General features: G+C 71.9%; 15 protein-coding genes. 6 read left to right on the forward strand and 9 right to left on the reverse strand.

The window, feature by feature from the left end:
- Window positions 1-8: 8 nt before the first annotated feature.
- From AC1XX3_RS01885 to AC1XX3_RS01900, 4 genes are all read right to left on the reverse strand, one after another.
- Window positions 9-1,469: a DUF5719 family protein gene (locus tag AC1XX3_RS01885; RefSeq protein ID WP_483319375.1), complete on the reverse strand. Its 1,461-nt coding sequence runs from the start codon at window positions 1,467-1,469 to the stop codon at window positions 9-11.
- Window positions 1,466-4,861: a glycosyltransferase gene (locus AC1XX3_RS01890; protein ID WP_483319376.1), complete on the reverse strand. Its 3,396-nt coding sequence runs from the start codon at window positions 4,859-4,861 to the stop codon at window positions 1,466-1,468. Before AC1XX3_RS01890 ends, AC1XX3_RS01885 begins: the two co-directional genes overlap by 4 nt.
- Window positions 4,862-5,159: 298 nt before the next feature.
- Window positions 5,160-5,411 carry a WhiB family transcriptional regulator gene (locus AC1XX3_RS01895; RefSeq protein ID WP_483319377.1) on the reverse strand — a complete coding sequence of 84 codons (252 nt, stop codon included), beginning with the start codon at window positions 5,409-5,411 and terminating at the stop codon, window positions 5,160-5,162.
- Between the two features lie 275 nt (window positions 5,412-5,686).
- Window positions 5,687-6,724: a hypothetical protein gene (locus AC1XX3_RS01900; RefSeq protein WP_483319378.1), complete on the reverse strand. Its 1,038-nt coding sequence runs from the start codon at window positions 6,722-6,724 to the stop codon at window positions 5,687-5,689.
- 97 nt (window positions 6,725-6,821) lie between these two features.
- Here AC1XX3_RS01900 and cofD point away from each other — a divergent pair, with 97 nt between their 5' ends.
- The 3 genes from cofD to AC1XX3_RS01915 all read left to right on the forward strand — a co-directional run bounded on the left by cofD (window position 6,822) and on the right by AC1XX3_RS01915 (window position 9,648).
- Window positions 6,822-7,844 (forward strand): 2-phospho-L-lactate transferase, encoded by a 1,023-nt coding sequence (gene cofD / locus AC1XX3_RS01905; protein WP_483319379.1) that lies wholly within the window; start codon window positions 6,822-6,824, stop codon window positions 7,842-7,844.
- Entirely contained in the window at window positions 7,841-8,725 is an 885-nt protein-coding gene (gene cofE, locus AC1XX3_RS01910) for a coenzyme F420-0:L-glutamate ligase (protein ID WP_483319380.1), read from the forward strand. Before cofD ends, cofE begins: the two co-directional genes overlap by 4 nt.
- Before the next feature lie 176 nt (window positions 8,726-8,901).
- Window positions 8,902-9,648: a DUF3105 domain-containing protein gene (locus AC1XX3_RS01915; protein WP_483319381.1), complete on the forward strand. Its 747-nt coding sequence runs from the start codon at window positions 8,902-8,904 to the stop codon at window positions 9,646-9,648.
- Between the two features lie 42 nt (window positions 9,649-9,690).
- Here the strand turns inward: AC1XX3_RS01915 and AC1XX3_RS01920 are convergent, their stop codons facing one another.
- The 5 genes from AC1XX3_RS01920 to AC1XX3_RS01940 all read right to left on the reverse strand — a co-directional run bounded on the left by AC1XX3_RS01920 (window position 9,691) and on the right by AC1XX3_RS01940 (window position 14,672).
- Window positions 9,691-10,770 carry a mannose-1-phosphate guanylyltransferase gene (locus tag AC1XX3_RS01920; RefSeq protein WP_483319382.1) on the reverse strand — a complete coding sequence of 360 codons (1,080 nt, stop codon included), beginning with the start codon at window positions 10,768-10,770 and terminating at the stop codon, window positions 9,691-9,693.
- Window positions 10,771-10,786: 16 nt separating this feature from the next.
- Window positions 10,787-11,548 (reverse strand): SDR family oxidoreductase, encoded by a 762-nt coding sequence (locus AC1XX3_RS01925; RefSeq protein ID WP_483319383.1) that lies wholly within the window; start codon window positions 11,546-11,548, stop codon window positions 10,787-10,789.
- The gene (locus tag AC1XX3_RS01930) at window positions 11,545-12,594 is read right to left on the reverse strand and encodes a zinc-dependent alcohol dehydrogenase (RefSeq protein WP_483319384.1); all 1,050 of its coding nucleotides are present in this window, start codon (window positions 12,592-12,594) and stop codon (window positions 11,545-11,547) included. The genes AC1XX3_RS01925 and AC1XX3_RS01930 overlap by 4 nt, the downstream gene beginning before the upstream one ends.
- Window positions 12,591-13,553: a C-terminal binding protein gene (locus tag AC1XX3_RS01935; RefSeq protein ID WP_483319385.1), complete on the reverse strand. Its 963-nt coding sequence runs from the start codon at window positions 13,551-13,553 to the stop codon at window positions 12,591-12,593. Before AC1XX3_RS01935 ends, AC1XX3_RS01930 begins: the two co-directional genes overlap by 4 nt.
- 114 nt (window positions 13,554-13,667) lie before the next feature.
- On the reverse strand, window positions 13,668-14,672 hold the full coding sequence (locus AC1XX3_RS01940) for a LacI family DNA-binding transcriptional regulator (protein ID WP_483319386.1): 1,005 nt from the start codon (window positions 14,670-14,672) through the stop codon (window positions 13,668-13,670).
- Between the two features lie 238 nt (window positions 14,673-14,910).
- On the opposite strand from AC1XX3_RS01940, the gene AC1XX3_RS01945 reads away from it, so the two are divergent.
- From AC1XX3_RS01945 to AC1XX3_RS01955, 3 genes are all read left to right on the forward strand, one after another.
- Window positions 14,911-15,804, forward strand: a complete 894-nt coding sequence (locus AC1XX3_RS01945) for an amidohydrolase family protein (protein WP_483319387.1) — start codon at window positions 14,911-14,913, stop codon at window positions 15,802-15,804.
- A gap of 68 nt (window positions 15,805-15,872) precedes the next feature.
- A complete protein-coding gene (locus tag AC1XX3_RS01950) occupies window positions 15,873-18,203 on the forward strand; it encodes a DUF5703 domain-containing protein (RefSeq protein ID WP_483319388.1) in 2,331 nt (776 codons plus the stop codon).
- Window positions 18,204-18,213: 10 nt separating this feature from the next.
- The gene (locus AC1XX3_RS01955) at window positions 18,214-18,942 is read left to right on the forward strand and encodes a TIGR03089 family protein (protein ID WP_483319389.1); all 729 of its coding nucleotides are present in this window, start codon (window positions 18,214-18,216) and stop codon (window positions 18,940-18,942) included.
- Window positions 18,943-18,958 lie beyond the last annotated feature (16 nt).

An 18,958-nucleotide genomic window follows, 5' to 3' on the forward strand; every position in this document is an offset into this window, starting at 1 on the left:
TCGAACGCTCAGCGTCCGACCGTGGGATCCGGGGTCACCTCGGGTGCCCGCCCCGCCACGTCGGGTGACACCAGCCCGACGGTAGCCAGCCCGGCGGTCTCGCCGTCCGGCTGGGACAGCACGACACCGCCGACCACCTGGGCGCCGGCCGGTGCCCGGACCACGAGATAGGACGGCGCCGGCGAGTTCAGCCGCCGGGTCGAGGTGCTGTTCGGGCCCATCGTGACGTCGTCGGTGCGGAGCACCACACCGTCGTAGCTGAGCACCTCGATGCCCACCGTCACCTCGGTGTCGCTGTCGTTGCTGAGCACCAGCTCGCTGTCGGCGAGGTCACTGGTCGCGGTGGCCACCAGGCCCGTCCCGGTGATCGGGGTGGCCGCCGACTGCACAGCAACGTCCGGGGTCGCGTCGGTCCGCGCACTGGTCGACACCACCGAGCCGGTGACCGGCTGCGGGCTGGTCAGCCGGATGGCGGCCGGGGTGCCGGCCACGCCGGGGGCCAGATTGACGGTGGCGGTGCTCTCCGGCGGGACCGTCACGGTGTCGGCGCCGGCGGGGGCGAAGCTGCCCTGCATGCTCAGCACCTCGACCGACACCTCAGCGGGAACCGTGTGGGGATTGGTCACCACCAGCGCCCGCCCACCCGCGCCCTCGGGGATGCCGGGGATGACCACGTGGGTGCTCGGCGCGCTCGACGGCACCTGCCAGTCAGCGCCGGCCGGCTTCAGCTTGGTGCTGCGCAGGGTTCGGGCCACGGCACTCACCCGCCCGTCGTCGGCCTGCACCTCAACGGTGAGCGGACCGGCGACTCCGACCAGCGACTCCAGCGAAATGGTGCGGCTGGACCGGGCCCCGACCACCACGCCGGGGCTGCCGGGCACGACGACCAGCCCGTTCCTGCCGTAGAACCGGAGGTCGACCTCGGCCTGAGTGTCGTCGGGGTTGGTGAGCACCAGGTCGGTGCGGGAGTCGGCGGTGGCGCCGACGCCGGGGAACCAGTGCTCGGTGGCCGGAGCCAGGCACGGCGCCGCCATCAGCCCTTCCTCGACGCCGGAGGTGGCCGTGGTGAGCACCCCGCCGCCGCTCGCGACAGCCATCACGCCCTCGCCGTTGAGCACCACGGACGCGCGCTGGTCGACCAGCGCGGCCCCCTTGCCCTGCTCGGTGATCTGGACCTTCGGTGTCGTGGCGCCGAGCTCAACGGCCCGCAGCGACCCTTCCCGGCCAGGTGCCTGCCGGGTGGCGACCGCGGCGACCGTGGTGCTGCTGCCGGCTTCGTCGGGTCCGACGGTGCAGACCGCACTCGTCCGGCCGACGACCGGGACCGGGGCGGGGACGAAGGTGGCCGACTCGGGCCGCAGCACAGCGCCACCGCCGGCGAGCAGCGCCACGGCGATCACCGTCAGCAGCACGGCGAGCGAGCCGCGACCGGGTCGCCAGCCGGTGCGAGGCGTGACGGCGGTGCTCATCGGGTCTCCTTGCGCGGCGTAGCGATCGGCTCGACGCCGGTGACGACGGCCGAGCGGCGGGCGGTCTTGGCGGGATCACGGACCTCGGGTCGCCGGACGGCGGGCGCGGCCAGCACCACCGCCACCAGCAGCAGCAGCCCGGAACCGGCCCACCACCAGCCGGTGTGGGTGCTCAGCCGATATTCCAGCCGGCCGCCGGCGGCCGGGAGGGCGTACGTCTGTTGCCAGCTGCCGCCGACCGGCGTCAGCGCGACGCCGTCCAGGGTGGCCCGCCAGCGGCGGTCGGCCGCCTCCCCCAGCCGGAGCGTACGTCCCTGCGGCCCGGGCGCCACGACCATGCCCGACTGGGCCGGGACGGAGCCGTCCGGACCGACCACCGCTGCCCGGGTGACGGCCGGCTCCAGCTGCCACACCGTGCCGCGCGCGTTGCCGCTGGCGGCACCGAGCCCGGGGGTGTTGTCGATCCGGGCCCGCTCGGCGTCATCGGCGCCGCTCACCCACACGTAGTCGATCCCCAGGTCGGCCAGCTGTGGGGCGATACCGGCGTCGGAGGTGCCGGCGATCAGCCGCAGGAGGGCATCCTGAGCCAGCATCGGCGCCTCGGTGGAACCGCCGAAGGCGAAGCCACGGTCGGCGTCGCCGAGGCGGAGCCCGTCGCCGGCCAAGACCGAGAAGCGGGCCTCGGGCTGGGTCAGGTCGACCGCCAGCACCCGCACCGCCGCCTCCCCGGCCATCGCGTTGCGGACGTAGGGCGGGATCGCGTTGAGCTGGGTCCGCTGCACCGGCCCGGAGGCACCGGCCCAGACCCACCAGCCGGCACCGGTCAGGCTCACCAGGGCGACCAACGCCCCGGCCAGCACGGTGGCCGGCTGCACGGCGGAGAAGCTGCGGTCGCCCAGGTCGACCCAGATCTTGTCGGTACCCACCCCGGCCACCATCAGCAGCGCGGCGAACCCGATCAGCAGATAGGTGCCGACCCACGGGCGTACCTCGATCCCGATCGGCGGCACGCTGACCACCAGCCGGGACAAGACGATCGCGATGGCGAAGGCCAGCAGGCTGGTGCCGATCCCGGCGACCACAGCGCGGCTGCGCGGTCGGCGACCGACCCCGACCAGCGCCAGCAGCCAGATCACCCCGAAGATCAGAGCGCCGAGCCACAGCGGTGGCAGACCCTCGCCGCCCGGACGCCCCAGCAGCAGCTGCCAGACCTCGACGGCCGCTCCGGCTCCGTCCAACGCTGAGTCCGGCCCGACCAGCAGCCGACCCCAGTCGGTGACGACGCTGGGCCACCAGGGCGCGAGGACTCCCAGCGGCACAGCGAGAGCGATCCCGATCCGCCCGATCTTGCGCGGCGTCCGCCGGAGCGCCACCGCTCCGACCAGACCGGCGATCAGGGCCATTCCCATCACCGAGGGCTCGAAGGCGACCAGGGCCACCAGCACCACGCCGGCTCCCCAGCCGCCACGCCAGGCCTCCGGCGCTCGCGGGCGCCGCATCACCAGCGCACGGACGGCCAGCATCAACAGCGGAAGGGCGATGGCGAACACGCCGAGGCTGAGCCGGCCCTGGTTGCTGCCGCCGAGCAACACCGGCAGCAGGGCGTAGGTGCCGGCCACCCACAGCCGCACCCGCCGGTCATGGATGGCGTGTCGCACCACTGGGTAGACCGCCAGCAGGGCCAGCGGCACGACCAGGCAGAGCACCGTGAAGACGAACCACTCCGGCCGCCCCGCGAGCACCGTCGAGCCGAGCGCTGACAAGACCAGCCAGGGCGGGGCGATCTGCGTCGGCGCGCCGGAGATCGGCGCCACCACCGACTGCCAGAGCGCCGACAGGCTGGCCGGGGCCGGCAGCAGGGCGGGCGCGGTCAGCGCGCCCGTGGTGAGCAGCGACCGCGCGGCGACAATGCTGCCGACCACCGAGAGCACCACCGCGATCACCACCGGGGAGAACCAGGGGCTGGAGCGGCGCTCCTCGATGGTGCTGGCGAAGTCGTCGCCGGTCAGCTCGTCCAGCAGCGGGATCTCGGCGTCGCCCGCGACCGAGCGATAGCGGTCCGACGCCACCGCGGAGATCGTCTCGGAGGCCACCTTGAGACTGGACCACCACGGCGGCCGGAGCTTGTCGACCAGCGGGCCGGTGCCGGCGACCACATCCAGCTCCGCCAGTCGGCGGCGGTACGCCCGGATTCGGTCGGGGTGCCGGACGAAGGACCACAATGCGGCCAACTCGTCCACCGACCGGCCGGGGACCTTGCCGAGCAGGTAGCCGAAGGCGTGCAGCAGACAGCTCCAGACCAGGCGGAGCCAGATGAAGGGCACCAGCCGGGACGGTGCGTGACCGAGAACGACGACCATCCCGAGCTCTCGGTCGATGCGGGCCGGCCGGCGGCCGGCGGCACCGCGGCGTCGCAGCCCGGCGTGACCGACCTGTCGGTGGGTCAGCTCCGCGGCCGGGGTGGTGACCACGGTGTAGCCGCTGAGATGGGCCCGCCAGCCGAAGTCGACGCCGTCGCGGAACACCGGCAGGGCCGGATCCAGCCCGCCCAGCTCCTCCCAGACGCTGGTGCGGACGAGCATCCCGCAGGTGGAGACACCGAGCCGTGCCTGCGGCTCGTCCCGCTGCCCCTGGTCGATCTCACCGGCCTCCAGCTGCAGCTCGCGCCGTCCGGTGCCCGAGATGGAAACACCGATCTCACTGATCTGCTGGGCGTGCTGGCGTGGCTTGGGCAGCAGCAGCTTGGGCCCGGTGATGTCGATGCCGGGTTGGCGGACGACATGGCTCAGCAGCTGTTCGAGCGCGTCCGGCGCCGGCACCGCGTCGTCGTGCAGCAGCCAGAGCCAGGACTGTCCTGGCCCGCCCACCGGGGTGCTGGTCCGCCGGGCCTGCCGCGGCGGGGAGGCGAGCAGCGCGGCGTGATCCTGGGCCAGCGCGGAGCGGACGGCGTCGCCGAAGCCGAACCCCCGCTCGCCGGAGTAGACGGCGTCCAACAGCCCGACCGCGAGCGCCTGGTCGAGGATCGCCCGGGTGTTGTCGGCGCTGGCGTTGTCGATGGCCACCAACCGCTGGGGCCGAACCGTCGACGCGGCCAACCCGTTCAGCGTCTGCGGCAGCCAGGACGCCGCGTCCAAGGTGACCAGCACGGCGGTGACCTGGCAGGACGAGAGGTCGGCCTCGGCTTCGGCGTCGTACTCGGTCTCCACCCACGCCCACGGGTTGGCCTCGTCGTGCTCGCCGGCCGGTGCCGCCGGGGCGAGCACCATGTCGCTGCGGTCGGTCACCGGGTGCGGTCGGGTCGGGGTCGTCGAGGTGGCCGCGGGGCCCGGATCGGTTCCGGGCAGCGGACGCGTCTGCGGCTCGGCCACGTCGTCGGCGATGTCTCTCTCCATCAGTGTTCGAGCAACCTCTGGACTTCTGTCCGCCTGCTGTTGCGAGCGCCCCGACGGGCGTTCGGGCTGGCAGTGCCCGTCGGTGGTCTTGACCCCGGGCGCGGACTTGGCGGACTGGCACCTTCTCGGCCCCCACCGCGAGCACCGTCGCGGGAACGGTTCCGGGTGGAGAAACGACAAAGGCGCCCCTGGTTGGGCGCCCCTACTTTAGGCGAGGTGGTCCGAAGACTCCATTCGCGGCTGTGCGATGTGGCCGGCCCGAACCACCCCCGATGGTCCGAACATGCCGACGAGCTGGTCAGACAGCCCGTTTCTTGAGCTTGCGCCGCTCCCGCTCGCTCAGCCCACCCCAGATGCCGAACCGCTCGTCGTGCGCCAAGGCGTACTCCAGGCAGTGCCCGCGTACGTCGCAGGACAGGCAGACCTTCTTGGCCTCCCGAGTCGATCCGCCCTTCTCGGGGAAGAAGGCCTCGGGGTCGGTCTGCGCGCAGAGCGCGCGTTCTTGCCAGCTGAGGGCACCTTCGTCGTCGAAGTCCATTAGTTCGTGCATGTGCCGCGCCTCCTCGACCCGAATGTGCATAGCTCGCCACCGTGGTCGGGACTTCGCGGGTCCGTGCTACACAGCAGCTCTGTTGTCCGCGGCTCGACGGCCGGGGCAGGTCCGGTGTTCGTCCCTGCCCCGCCCATCGGCGAATAACATATGTGGAATTACATGCCCGTCAATACCCGAAAGTCAAGTGCTGACCTGATATTGGGGTGCGCACCCGAAGCCCACCGGGCGAGTCCCTCGGACCCGCCTCCGGCGCCTCGGACCGCCCGCTCGGGTCAGGAGCGGCCGGGGCTCCACCAGTCGCCGCCCTGACGGTTCGGGTCGTCCCCGGCCGGGGGCTGCGGCTGCTGCGGGGTGTCCTGCTCGTCGCCCGTCACCGCGTGGGCTCCGCTCGGGCGTACGGGACCGTTCGGATCGTCCTGCGCCGGCACCACCCGGGTCGTCATGGCGGCCTCCGGGTCCTCGGTCGGGATCGGACCCGTCTGCTCGTAGCGCGGCGCCGAGGCGGCCGACGCCGCGGACCAGCCGGAGGCCTGCGAACCGGGCTGGGGCTGGCCGTACGGGGCCTGCGGCTGGCCGTACGGGGCGCTCTGGCCGGGCTGACCGTACGCGGGCTGGCCGTACTGGCCCGGCTGGCCCGGCTGGCCCTGCGGGGGCTGCGGCTGGTAGCCAGGCTGTTGCGGCTGCCAGCCACCGGGCTGACCCGGGGTGCCCCAGCCCGAGGCCGGAGCACCGGACGCGGCGTCGCCGGCGGTGTTCCAGGAAGCGCCGGCAGCCTGGTCGGGCTGCCAGGTCGGCTGCTGCTGGGCAGCGCCCTGGCGGGGGTCGTACCCCGGCTGCGGGTAGCCGCCCTGGCCGGCGGGCAGCGACTGCTGCCGGGCCGGCGCGGGCTGACCGGCCAGCAGCCGGAACAGCACCACAACGACCAGCACCGGAACGGCCAGCGTGGCCAAGAAGATGAAGAAGTCGGCCACTCGGTTGCTGCCGAACGGCGAGGCCAGACCGATCAGCTGGGTCAGAAAGGCGAGCAGCACCGAGGTGGCCACCACGATGGCGGCATAGAGGGTGAGCGAGCGGGCCCGGGACGTCCGCTCCCACAGCACGCAGGAACCGACCACAGCCAGCAGCACCACCGAGAGCAACGGGTCGAGGAACCGACCGGCGGTGCTGTCCGCTGCCGCCGCGAAGGAGTCGAGCCGTTCGTCGCTGGCCAGCACAAAGAGGCTCACCAACGCCATCAGCACTCGCAGCGCCAGCGCGCCCAGCAGCACGAAGGCCGCCGTCTCGCGAAACTTCTTCAGATTCTCGACCACTGTCGTTCTCTCCTCGCTTCACCGTCCACGCTGCCGCAGCGCAGTCTCCACCCTAGCGAGGTACCGCCCCCGGTTGCGGGTCTGGAACACTGGGCCGGTGCAGATCGTGGTGTTGGCCGGTGGAGTCGGTGGGTCCAGGTTCGTCTCGGGGGTCCGCGCCGCGTACCCGGAAGCCGAGATCACGGTGGTGGTCAACACCGCCGACGACCTCACCATCCATGGACTGCGGGTCTGCCCCGACCTGGACACCATGATGTACACCCTCGGCGGCGCCTCCGACCTGGTCCGGGGCTGGGGCCGCGCGGAGGAGACCTGGCGGATCAAGGACGAGCTCGCCGCCTACGGCGTGGAGCCGTCCTGGTTCGGCCTGGGCGACCTCGACATCGCCACCCACCTGGTCCGGACCCAGATGCTCGACGCCGGCTATCCGCTCTCGGAGGTCACCACAGCCCTGACCACCCGCTGGCTGGCCGACCAACCCCGGCTGCATCTGGTGCCGATGAGCGACGACCGGGTGGAGACCCACATCGTGATCCCCGACGACGGGCCGGCCGGGCGGCGGGCGGTGCACTTCCAGGAGTACTGGGTCCGGCTGCACGCCGGACCCCAGGCGCTGGACATGGTCCGGGTCGGGATCGAGCAGGCACGCCCCTCCCCCACCGCCGTCGCTGCGCTGGCCGCCGCGGACCTCGTCCTGATCGCGCCGAGCAACCCGGTCGTCTCGATCGGACCGATTCTGGCCGTACCGGGGATGCGCGAGGCGGTACGGGCGGCTGCCGCACCGGTGATCGGCTTCGCCGGCATCCTCGGGGGTGCCCCGGTGCTGGGAATGGCGCACCGGCTGCTGCCGATGATCGGGGTGGCCGTGGACGCCGCGGCGGTCGGGCTGCACTACGGCGCCCGCTCGCACCAGGGAGTGCTGGACGGCTGGGTGGTGGACCACGCCGACGCCTCCTCGCTGCCCGATCTGGCCGCCGCGGGGCTGCTGGCGCACGCCGACGACCTGATCATGTCCGACCCGCACCGCACCGCCACGTTCGTGACCGCGGCGGTCGCCGCGGTGACCGAACGGCGAGATCTCGACCAGCGGCACCAGACCGGCCAGGACCGTTCGGCGTGATCACCATCACCGCACCCGCCGGCATCGGTGAGGTCCACGCCGGGGACGACCTGGTCGACGTGATCGGCGACGCCCTCGCCGCCGACGGCGGCGTGCTGGACGGCGACATCGTGGTCGTGACGTCGAAGATTCTCAGCAAGGCCGAGGGCCGGCAGGTCGACGCATCCGAGCGGGAGGACCGGATCACCGAGGCTGCGATCGAGACGGTGGCCCGCCGCGGCGCCACCCGGATCGTCCGTACCCCCTTGGGGCTGACCATCGCCGCGGCCGGGGTGGACAACTCCAATGTCACCGCCGGCACCATCTTGCTGTTGCCCGAGGACCCCGACGCCAGCGCGGCGAGGATCCGGGCCGGTCTCGGTGACCGCTTCGGCGTCCGCCTCGGCGTTGTGGTGTCCGACACCGCCGGGCGGGCCTGGCGGATCGGCCAGACCGACCACGCGATCGGGTCTGCGGGGCTGCGGGTGATCCAGCGCTACGACGGCCGCATCGACGAGTACGGCAACGAGCTGCAGGTGACCGCCATCGCGATCGCCGATGAGGTGGCCGCCGCAGCCGATCTGGCCAAGGCGAAGCTGGCCGGCCGGCCGGTGGCGCTGCTGCGTGGGCTGGCCGAGCACGTCCTCGATGACGACGCCGTGACCGGGCCGGACACCCGGGCGGCGGAGCTGGTCCGGACGCCGGCTGAGGACATGTTCCGGCGGGGCGCGCGGGAGGCGGTGGTCGAGGCGCTGCTGGAGGCCGGCGGCTGCGGCGCGGCGTACGACGCGGTGATCGCCCTGCCACCGGACCAGCTGTGCGACGACGTCGTCGGCCGGCTCGGCGTCACCGGCCCGAGCGAGGACCTCGTCCGAGCGATGCTCGCGGTGGCGCTGCGCTGAGACCGCCCGCACAGCCGAGGGACGACCGGCTGGGCTGACGAGAGCCGAGAGATGTGGCGCCGCGGGATAGACTCCGCTGGCTCGTCCGTTGGGACGTGCGTGCGGTCCGCCGGAGTGTGAATGCGGGCGTGGCCGCTGCTCTGCTCAGGAACAACTCGCAACAGGAGACAACACCGGTGGCCAAGTCCAATCCGAAGAAGGTCGTCGAGTCCGGCGGAAGTCGCCGCGACAAGCTGGCCTCGTTCGAGGCCGCCCGCAAGCGGGAGCAGCGCCGACGCACCGGGGGGCTGCTGGCCATCTGCCTCGTGCTGGCCCTTGCGCTGCTGGCTTATCCGATCTATCTCTTCGTCGACGACTACCGACTGAAGTCGGCCACCCTCGACGAGCTGGGTACCAGCGTCGCCGCGGCGGGCTGCGACCCGGTCGCGGAGAACCCGGCCACCGGCAACCAGGAGCACGTACCCGACGGGACCACGGTGCAGTACGCCCAGGTGCCGCCGGACTCGGGCGCGCACTACGCCGGCCCGGCCCCGTTCACCAAGCGGTTCTACACGATGGCGGACCGCCCGGCGGTGGAGACGCTGGTGCACAACCTCGAGCACGGCTACACCGTCGCCTGGTATCGCGACACGATGGCCGAGGACGAGACGAAGGTGCTGGAGCAGATCTCCAAGACCTTCGCCGATGACGACTACACCAAGGACAAGTTCATCGCCGCCCCCTGGAGCGAGGCCGACGGCGCCGGCTTCCCCGAAGGCAAGAACGTGGTGCTGACCCACTGGTACGCCGATCCGGCGGATCCGACGAACACCACGCTGCAGAAGGGCATCCGCCAGGCCTGCGCCCAGGTCAGCGGTGCCGCGATCAAGGACTTCATGGCTGCCTACCCCTACACCGCGTCGCCGGAGCCGAACGGCGCCTGAGCCGGGGCCCATGTGGGCTGTCCTCGGCGGCTCGCTCCTGGGTCAGGCGTACGTGCGACCGAGCTGCTCGGTCACCTGGGCGACGAGCTCCTTGATCCGCTCCGCGTCCGCCATCGGGCAGACCAGGGTGATCTGCGGGGTCTGCACGATCACGGTGTCGCTCAGTCCCACCACCGCCACCAGCCGGCCGTCCTCGGCCTGGTTGATGACCAGGTTGTCCCGGGCATCGACCAGGACGCTGACCCCGGAGGTGGCGTTGCCGTGGTCATCGTGGGGCAGCTGCTCGCTGAGAGCGGCGAAGCCACCGACGTCGTGCCAGGAGATCGGCAGTCGGACCGCGACCACGTGGGCGGTGCCCTGGCCCTGGGAGACCGGTTCCATCACCGCATAGTCGACGCTGATCTTCGCCAGCTGCGGATAGAGCGTGGTCAGCAGCTCCGGCTCCCGGGCGAGCCGGGTGACCCTCGCGTGCGTCTGCGGCAGCAGGATCTCCAGCTGTTCCAGCAGCGTCTGGGCCCGCCAGACGAACATGCCCGAGTTCCACCAGTAGTTTCCGGTCCGCAGATAGGCCTCGGCGGTCTCGCGGTCGGGCTTCTCCCTGAACGCTCGGACGTGGCTGACATCTGGCCGCTCGGGCAGGTTGTCGCCCCGCTCCAGATAGCCGTAGCCGGTGTGCGGGGTGGTCGGTACGACGCCGAAGGTGACCAGCGCAGTCGGGTCCTCCTCGGCGACGGCGAACCCCTGCTGCAGCGCCAGCTGGAAGCTCGCCACCGGGTGGATCACCTGGTCGGCGGCGACCACGGCGACCACCGCGTCCGGGTCGCGCTCCGCCAGCACCGCTGCCGTCCAGGCCACCGCGTTCAGCGAGTCGCGACCCTCCGGCTCGCCCAGGATCGAGGAGGCGGGCAGCTCGGGCAGCTCGCGCGCCACCACGTCGGCGTAGTCCGCGCCGGTGCAGACCAGGACCTGGTCGGCGGGCACCAGGTCACCGAGGCGCTCGTACGCGATCCGCAGCAAGCTCTTGCCACCCACCACGTTGAGCAGCTGCTTGGGCATGTCCTGCCGGGACAGGGGCCACAGCCGCTTGCCCGAACCGCCGGCCATGATCACCACGTAGCGCATGGCTCGTAGCGTAGCGTCAGCGGGCCAGCCAGCCGCCGTCCACGGGGAGCACCACGCCGTGCACGTAGCCGGCCGCCTCCGACGACAAGAAGGTCACCGCACCGGCCAGGTCGTCGGCGTTGCCCCAGCGCCCGGCCGGGATGCGTACGGTGATCTGCTCGTTGCGGGCGGTGTCGGCGATCAGCGCCTCGTTCATGTCGGTGGCGATGTAGCCGGGAGCGACGGCGTTGACGCAGACCCCCCGTCCGGCCCACTCGTTGCACAGCGCCTTGGTCAGCTGGGCCACCGCACCCTTCGAGGCGGCGTACGCCGGCACCCGGAGCCCGCCCTGGAAGCTCAGCAACGAGGCCAGGTTGACGATCCGGCCCCAGCCGCGCTCGAGCATCGCCGGCGCGAATCCCTGGCAGAGCTGGAAGACCGCCCGCGTGTTCACCGCCATCACCTGGTCGAAGTCGGCCAGCGGGAACTCGACCGAGTCGTGCCGGATCTGCGTGCCGGCGTTGTTGACCAGGATGTCGACCTCGCCGATGGCCAGGCACTCGGCCACCGCCTTGTCGATGGAGGCTTCGTCTGACAGGTCGACGCCGACGGAGCCGACCTGCACCCCGTGGGCCGAGGCCAGCTCGTGCAGCTCGGCCGGTACGTCGCTGCGCTGCAGCCCGATGACGTCGGCACCGGCGCGGACCAGCCCCGAGGCGATGGCCAGCCCGATGCCCTTGGAGGCACCGGTGACCACCGCGCGACGACCGTGCAGGGAGAACGGGTCGGCCGCGGTCACCGGTCCACCTCCTCGGCCGTCGAGCTGACCAGCACCTTCAACGTGGCGCTGCCCGCCATCGCGGCGTCGAAGGCCGCCGAGGTCTGCTCCAGCGCGAACACCTCAGTCGGCAGCCGACCGAGCCCGAGCGCGTCCGCCTCGATCAGCGCGACCGCCCGCTCCACGTCGGTGCGGGTATAGACCCGGACCCCGACCGTACGCAGCTCGCGGAAGGTCAAGGCCTGCAGGTCGACCTCGGTGGGCCGCTTGTAGACCCCGACGAACACGACCAGGCCGCGGATCCGACACACCCGCGGCAGCACCGCCGCGACGCCAGGATGGGCGGCGGAGTCGAAGACGACGTCGGCACCCACCCCGTCGGTCCAGGCGTCGACAGCCTCGACCGGGTCGGAGCCGGGTTCGGCCACGTCGAAGCCCAGCGAGCGGGCGACCGCACAGCGTTGTGGGCTCGGCTCGATGACGAGGACCCGGGGCGCGCCATGCTGGCGGGCCATCAGCGCGGTCAGCACACCGATCGGACCTGCCCCGAACACCACCACGGCGGAGTCGGCCAGGACCGCCCCGCTGCCCTCCGCCTGGCCGATCGCGTGCACGGCCACCGCCAGCGGCTCGGCCAGCGCCGCCTCGCGGACCGGAACGCGGTCATCGATCGGGATCAGGGCGCTGGCCGGCAGGGCCACGAACTCGGCCAGCGATCCCGGCCGGTCGATGCCGTACAACATCAGCCGCTGACATACGTGCGCAGCGCCGTGGGTGCAGGGCCAGCACTCGCCGCAGCTGATCAGCGGCTCGACCACCACCCGGCGGCCGACGGCCGGGCCGGCTGCGGCCGCCACCTCGACCCTGCCGACCATCTCGTGCCCCATCACCAGCGGTGCGGCGGCCCGGGGGTGGGACCCGTGCAGGATGGAGAAGTCCGTGCCACACAGCCCGGTCAGCTCGGTCCGCACCAGCGCCCATCCGTCGGCCGGCTCCGGCACGGCCAGCTCCGTCAGCTCGATCGTGTCCGGCCCGGTCCACACCGCGGCGCGCATGGTCGATCTCACCGGAGCACCTCGGGGTTGAGCACGTTGCGAGGCTTCCGGCCGGCGACCACGTCGCAGACGTTCTCGGTCACCCGGCGCTTCAGCTCGCCGTAGGACTCCTCACTGTGCCAGGCGGCGTGCGGGGTGAAGATCACGTTCTCCTGCGCGGCGATCGGGTGATCGACCTCGAGCGGCTCGACCTCCAGCACGTCGAGCCCGGCGCCGGCCAGCCGGCCGTCACGAAGTGCGCGCAGGACGGCGTCGGTGTCGGCCACCCCGCCCCGGCAGGTGTTGACCAGGATCGAGTGCGGCCGAACCCGGGCCAGCACGTCGTCGTTGATCAGGTGGTGGGTCCCCTCAGACAACGGCACGTGCAGGGAGATCACGTCGCTGCCGGTCACCACGTCGTCGAAGCTGACCACCTCGATTCCCTCCTCGGTCACCTCCCCCGGCTCGACCTGCAGGTCGAAGCCGATCACCCGATAGCCGACTCCGGCCGCCTTGCGCCCGGTCGCCCGACCGATGCGGCCGAGGCCGACCACCCCGAAGGTGCGGGTGTTGAACCGGTGGATCGGCCGCACCGGTGTCAGGTCGATGCTGCCGCGCCGCAGGTTGCGGTCCAGCTGTGGCAGCCCGCGGGCCAGGCTCAGTGCCAAGGCGATGGCGTGGTCGCTGACGTCCTCGGTGCCGTAGTCGGGCACGTTGCAGACCGCGACCCCGTGCCGGGTGGCGGCCGCCACGTCGACGGTGTCGACGCCGACACCGTAGCGGCCGACCGCCTTGAGCTGGGGCAGCGCGGCCAGCACCCGCTCGGTGATCGGGGCGTACTGGACGATGATCGCGTCGGCCTCCGCTGCCGCAGCGATCACGTCCTCCTCGGTCCGGCACTGTGCCAGCGTGAGGCTGCCGTCTCGCTCGGCTGCGACCTCTCGCTCGATGTCGACCGCGTCATGGTCGCAGTCGGTGATCACGATGATCATCTGTCTGTCCTCTCCTCGCCTCGTTGCGCCGGCCATCTCTGGTCCGGGCTCCACCCTCGGTGATCTGATCATCCCGGACCGCTGGAACCCTAGGTCAGCAGCGAACCGCATCGGTCAGCGCGGTGCCGACACCGACGCCCGGACGACCACCTCGACCCCGACGTCGCTGATCACCAGGTCGGCGCGGGGGGCGCCGTTCAGCCGCTCGTGCAGGGCCCTGACCCCCTGCAGCCCGAGGGGATGCAGCGGCGTGTGCACTGTGGTCAGCGGGGGCCAGGTGTGATCGGCGGTCCAGACGTCGTGGATCCCGATCACCGAGAGATCGGCCGGGACGTCGAGACCGAGAGCCCGGGCATGGGTCAGCACCCCGAAGGCGGCGTTGACGTTGGCCACCACCAGACCGGTCGGCGGCCTGCGTCGGCTCAGCAGCTGCTCCAGGGCCGGCGGTGCGCTGTCCACCTGGTAGCCGGCGTGCGTGACCTGGCCGGCGGTGACCTTGAGTCCGGCTGCAGCCATCGCCTGCCGATAGCCCTGCTCGCGCTCCCGGGCGGTGCTGGACGCCCGCAGACCGTTGACCAGGGCGATCCGCTCGTGGCCGGCGTCGATCAGGAACTGCGTCGCCGTCCGGGCCGCCGCCTGGTCGTCGATCATCACGCTGCCGGGCCGGCCCTCGATCCGGGTGTGGATCAGCACCACCGGCGCATCACCGACCAGCCGCATCAGTCCCTGGGTCGTCTCGTCGTCTCGGGCCTGCAGCAGGAAGCCGTCGACCCTGCCCTCGTCCAGGAGCCGGGAGAGCTGCTTGGAGTCCGTCATCGACTCGGCCCGCCCCAGCAGCACCGTGTAGTCGAACTCCTGCGCACCGTCCTCCACCCCGCGCAGCAGTTCGGTGAACAGTGCGTTGGTGAGGTCGGGCACCACCAGGCCGATGGTGTTGGTGCGGGCGAACTTCAACGCTCGCGCCGCGTAGTGCGGCCGGTAGCCGAGGTCCGCCGCCGCCTGGACGATCCGCTGCCGCGTCTCCGGGGTCGCCCGCGTGGCCGGGGCGTCATTCAGCACCCGGGAGACCAGTCCGACCGACACCCCGGCTGCCTCTGCCACATCCACGAGCCGCGCCACGCTGGCGATGCTAACGGCTCGCCCGCCGGCGTGCGCCCCGACGGCCCTCAGCGCCGGCCCGTGCCGACCTCAGCCGACCGGGAAAATCCCCGCCATTGAGCAAACGTTTGCCCTCCGCTACGCTGCTCGGACCTCAAGTGGTGGTCACCGACCAGCGTGAAACGGCGGTCTCGGTGCTCATCCAGCTGTCTCGTCAACAAGGTGGGCAACATCTCGTGAACAAGTTCGGTCAGCCAGCGTGAGCGACACCTCCCGACCGGTCACCGTCGATGCACCAGCGCGGGTGGTGGACGCCCATCAGCACTTCTGGGACCCGTCCCAGGTCGACTACCCGTGGCTCTCGCCGGCCGACGCAGAGCTCTACCGCCGCTATGACTTCGACGACCTGGTCGGCCATCTGGTCCGCAACCAAGTGGACGGCACGGTGCTGGTCCAGGCGGCCGACAATGACGCCGACACCGAGGCCATGTTCGACATCGCCGACGATCACCCCGAGATCCTCGGCGTCGTCGGCTACGTGCCGTTGGAGCGGCCCGAGGAGGCCGCCGCCCGGTTGGCCCAGCTGCGCCGCCGACCGAAGTTCGTCGGCATCCGCAACCTGATTCACGACCAGCCCGATCCAGACTGGCTGCTCCGCGATGACGTCAACGAGGGCCTGCGGCTGCTGGAGCAGCACGACGTCCCGTTCGACCTGGTCGGAGTGCTGCCCCGGCACCTGGAGCACGCCAGCACCTTGGCCGGCCGCTATCCCGGCCTGCGAATCGTGGTGGACCACCTGGCCAAGCCGCCGATCAAGACGGCGACCGACCAGCCGTGGCGTGACCTGATCACCCGGGCAGCCGAACAACCCAACGTCTACGCCAAGGTGTCGGGTCTCTATCCGGCGGTCGGCGACCAGCGGGACCACACCGCCGAGGACCTGCGGCCGTGGGTCGACGTCGCCGTGGAGGCGTTCGGTCCACAGCGGCTGATGATCGGCAGCGACTGGCCGGTCTCCGTGCTGGCCGGCGGCTACGACGTGGTCTGGTCACACCTGCTGACCGTGCTGCGGGGGTACGGGCCCGAGGTCGCCGAGCAGGTCCTGGGCCGGACCGCCACCGCGTTCTACCGGCTGCCCGAAGCCACCAGCTGAGCCTCGGTGCCCGCCACGGACACGCTCGGCTCGTCACCGACTGACGCCCCTTCCCGCTGGAGACTGCCATGACGACCGCCCTGCTCGACTCCCTCGACGACTACAACGTCTGCTGGACCTCACCCAGCACGTCGGCTGCGGAGTCGATGCCCTGCGGCGGCGGGGACATCGGGTTGAACGTCTGGTGCGCCGACGGCGATCTGCTGATCTACCTCGACCGCTCCGGCAGCTTCGACGAGAACAACCAGATGCTCAAACTGGGCCGGCTCCGGGTCCGCACCGACTCCGACCTGCTGGCGGTGCACGACAGCTTCCGCCAGGAGCTGGTGCTGCGCACCGGCCACATCGAGATCGAGGCGGTCCGCGGTGCGGAACGGCTGCGACTGACGGTCTGGGTGGAGGTCGACCGGCCGGTGGTGCACATCGAGGTGACCTCGACCGGCGCCACCGGGCTGACCTGCGCCTACGAGTCCTGGCGGACCGCCCCCCGGTTGCTGGACACCGGCGAGCGGATGGCCTGCCTGAGCTTCCAGGGCTCCGGCCCCGACACCGTCGAGGTCACCACCTGGCCCGACGTCATCCGCGCCGACCCCGACCAGCTGGTCTGGTATCACCGCAACGCCAACGATGACCTGCTGTTCGACAAGGTGCTCCGCGTCCAGCACCTCACCGACTACGCCGACGAGCTGGTCAACCCGCAGCGGGACCGGGTCTTCGGCGGTCGGCTGAGCGGGTCCGGGCTGCGGTTCAGTGAGCAGACCACCGGCGTGCACCAGGCCACCCCCTTCACCGCCTGGTCCTACGTCGCCGCACCCGCGGACGCGCACCAGGTCGAGCTGACGCTGCACGCCGGGACGTACCCCGATGCCGGCGACTGGGAGGCAGCCCTGCCCGCCCCCACCGGTGCACCCGAGCGGGCGGCCGCGTGGGCTGCCACCACGGCGTGGTGGCAGCAGTTCTGGTGCCGCAGCCACATCCAGGTCAACCCCGGGTCGGGTCCCGACGACGTGGCCTGGCAGGTGGGGCGCAACTACCAGGTGTTCCGCTACACCCTGGGCTGCAACGTCCGCGGCTCCCACCCGACCAAGTTCAACGGAGGGTTGTTCACCTACGACCCGGAGGTCACCGCGCAGAACCAGTCGCCGGACCGGACCCCGGACTTCCGCGCCTGGGGAGGCGCCTCGGCGACGGCGCAGAACCAGCGGCTGGTGCACTTCCCGATGCTGGCCGCCGGTGACTACGACCTGCTGCTCCCCCAGCTCGAGTTCTACCGGCGGGCGCTGCCCGGGGCCGAGCTGCGGACCCGGGTGGCGTTCGGGCACCCGGGTGCCAGCTTCACCGAGCAGATGGAGGACTTCGGGCTGCCCTGCCTGAGCATCTACGACTTCACCTGGGGTCGATACGGGATCGCCCCACGCCCCGGGGACGAGATCGGGTTGCTCCGCAACGAGTGGTGCCGCGACCAGTACGACACGGTGTTCGAGTTCGCGCTGATGGCGCTCGATCTGCACGCCCACACCGGCGCCGACCCGACGCCGTACCTGCCGATGATCACCGCCGCGCTGGCTTTCTTCGACGAGCACTACCGTCGCCGGCACGCCGCGGAGCACGGCACCGAGCTGGACGCCGACGGCAAGCTGGTGATCTTCCCCGGGAGCGCGCTGGAGACCTACAAGGACGCGCTGGACCCGGCCCCGACGGTCGCCGCGCTGCAGGTGATCACCGACCGGCTGCTGCAGCTGCCCGAGGACCTCGGGACCGCCGACCAACGACAGCGCTGGCGACGGGTGGCCGACGCCGTGCCGACGCTGGGGCTGCGGGAGATGGCCGGCCGCACCACTGTGGCACCGGCGAAGCGCTGGTCGAAGATCCAGAACGTCGAGTTCCCGCAGCTGTACCCGGTCTATCCCTGGGGTCTCTACGGTGTCGGCCGGCCCGACCTGCAGCTGGCGATCGACACCTTCCGCCACGGCGCCGACGAGGAGTTCCAGCACGGGGTGGTGGGCTGGAAGCAGGACCCGATCTTCGCCGCCCGCCTCGGCCTCACCGCCGAAGCCACCGCGATGGTGGCCGAGAAGCTCGCCGATGCCCCCCGCCGGTTCCCCACCTTCTGGGGACCCGGCTTCGACTGGATCCCCGATTTCAACCACGGCGGCAGCGGGGCGATCGCGCTGCAGGAGATGCTGCTGCAGACCGACGGCCCGACGCTGCACCTGCTGCCGGCCTGGCCGGCGGAGTGGGACTGCAGCTTCCGGTTGCACGCCCCGCAGCAGACGGTGGTCGAGGGCACCGTTAGCGACGGTGTGCTGACCGAGCTGGTCGTCACCCCCGCCGAGCGCGCAGCGGACGTGGTGGTGCACCCGCTGCAGCCGGGATCGGGCAGCCCGGGTTCGCTCTAGGCTGCTGTTCGTGTCTCCTTCCGTCCTCGGCGCCCTGCGCCACCGCGTCCGCAGCACCGGTTCCGAGCCGTTGCTGACCTACTACGACCTGGGCACCGGCGAGCGCACGGAGCTGTCGGGGATCTCGTTCGGCAACTGGGTCGACAAGACGGCCAACCTGTTGCTGGACGAGCTGGACCTCGACCCCGGGGACGTGGTGGCGCTGTCACTGGCCACCGAGGCGCCCGGGCACTGGACCACCCTGATCTGGCAGGTCGCCTGCTGGCAGGTCGGTGCGGTGGTGGCAGTCGGACCGGCGCCGGCGGGCGCGCGGGTCCAGGTCCTCGGACCCGGGCCGCTGCCCGACGATGCACCGCAGGTCGCGGGCGCACAGCTGGTGGCCTGTGCCCTGCACCCGCTCGGGCTGGGGTTCGCCGAGCCGCCGCCGGCCCCGGTGCTGGACTACGCGCTCGAGGTCCGCAGCCAGCCGGACAGCTATCTGGGCGGTCCGGCGGACGAGGACTCACCGGCCTGGCAGGACCCGCAGCGTCAGCTCACGCTGGCCCAGCTGGCCGCGGTCGAGCTGCCGCCGCCGGGGCGACGCCGGCTGGTGCTCCCCGCCGACCCCTGGTCCACCACCGTGGCCGCCCTGGTGGCGCCGCTGCTCACCGGTGGCTCCAGTGTGGTCGTGGTGGGCGCGGACGACGACCGCGCTCGGCTGCAGCACATCGCCGACACCGAGCGGGCCGAGTGGGACTGAGACCCGGTCGCGCCGG

It is taken from the genome of Microlunatus sp. M237 (genome assembly GCF_056896895.1).

What these genes read in the sequence shown, in the direction of transcription:
- AC1XX3_RS01935 (WP_483319385.1), bottom strand. Translation starts at nt 13,553, where the DNA reads ATGATCATCGTGATCACCGACTGCGACCATGACGCGGTCGACATCGAG.
- AC1XX3_RS01890 (WP_483319376.1), bottom strand. Translation starts at nt 4,861, where the DNA reads ATGGAGAGAGACATCGCCGACGACGTGGCCGAGCCGCAGACGCGTCCG.
- AC1XX3_RS01950 (WP_483319388.1), top strand. Translation starts at nt 15,873, where the DNA reads ATGACGACCGCCCTGCTCGACTCCCTCGACGACTACAACGTCTGCTGG.
- AC1XX3_RS01920 (WP_483319382.1), bottom strand. Translation starts at nt 10,770, where the DNA reads ATGCGCTACGTGGTGATCATGGCCGGCGGTTCGGGCAAGCGGCTGTGG.
- AC1XX3_RS01895 (WP_483319377.1), bottom strand. Translation starts at nt 5,411, where the DNA reads ATGCACGAACTAATGGACTTCGACGACGAAGGTGCCCTCAGCTGGCAA.
- AC1XX3_RS01885 (WP_483319375.1), bottom strand. Translation starts at nt 1,469, where the DNA reads ATGAGCACCGCCGTCACGCCTCGCACCGGCTGGCGACCCGGTCGCGGC.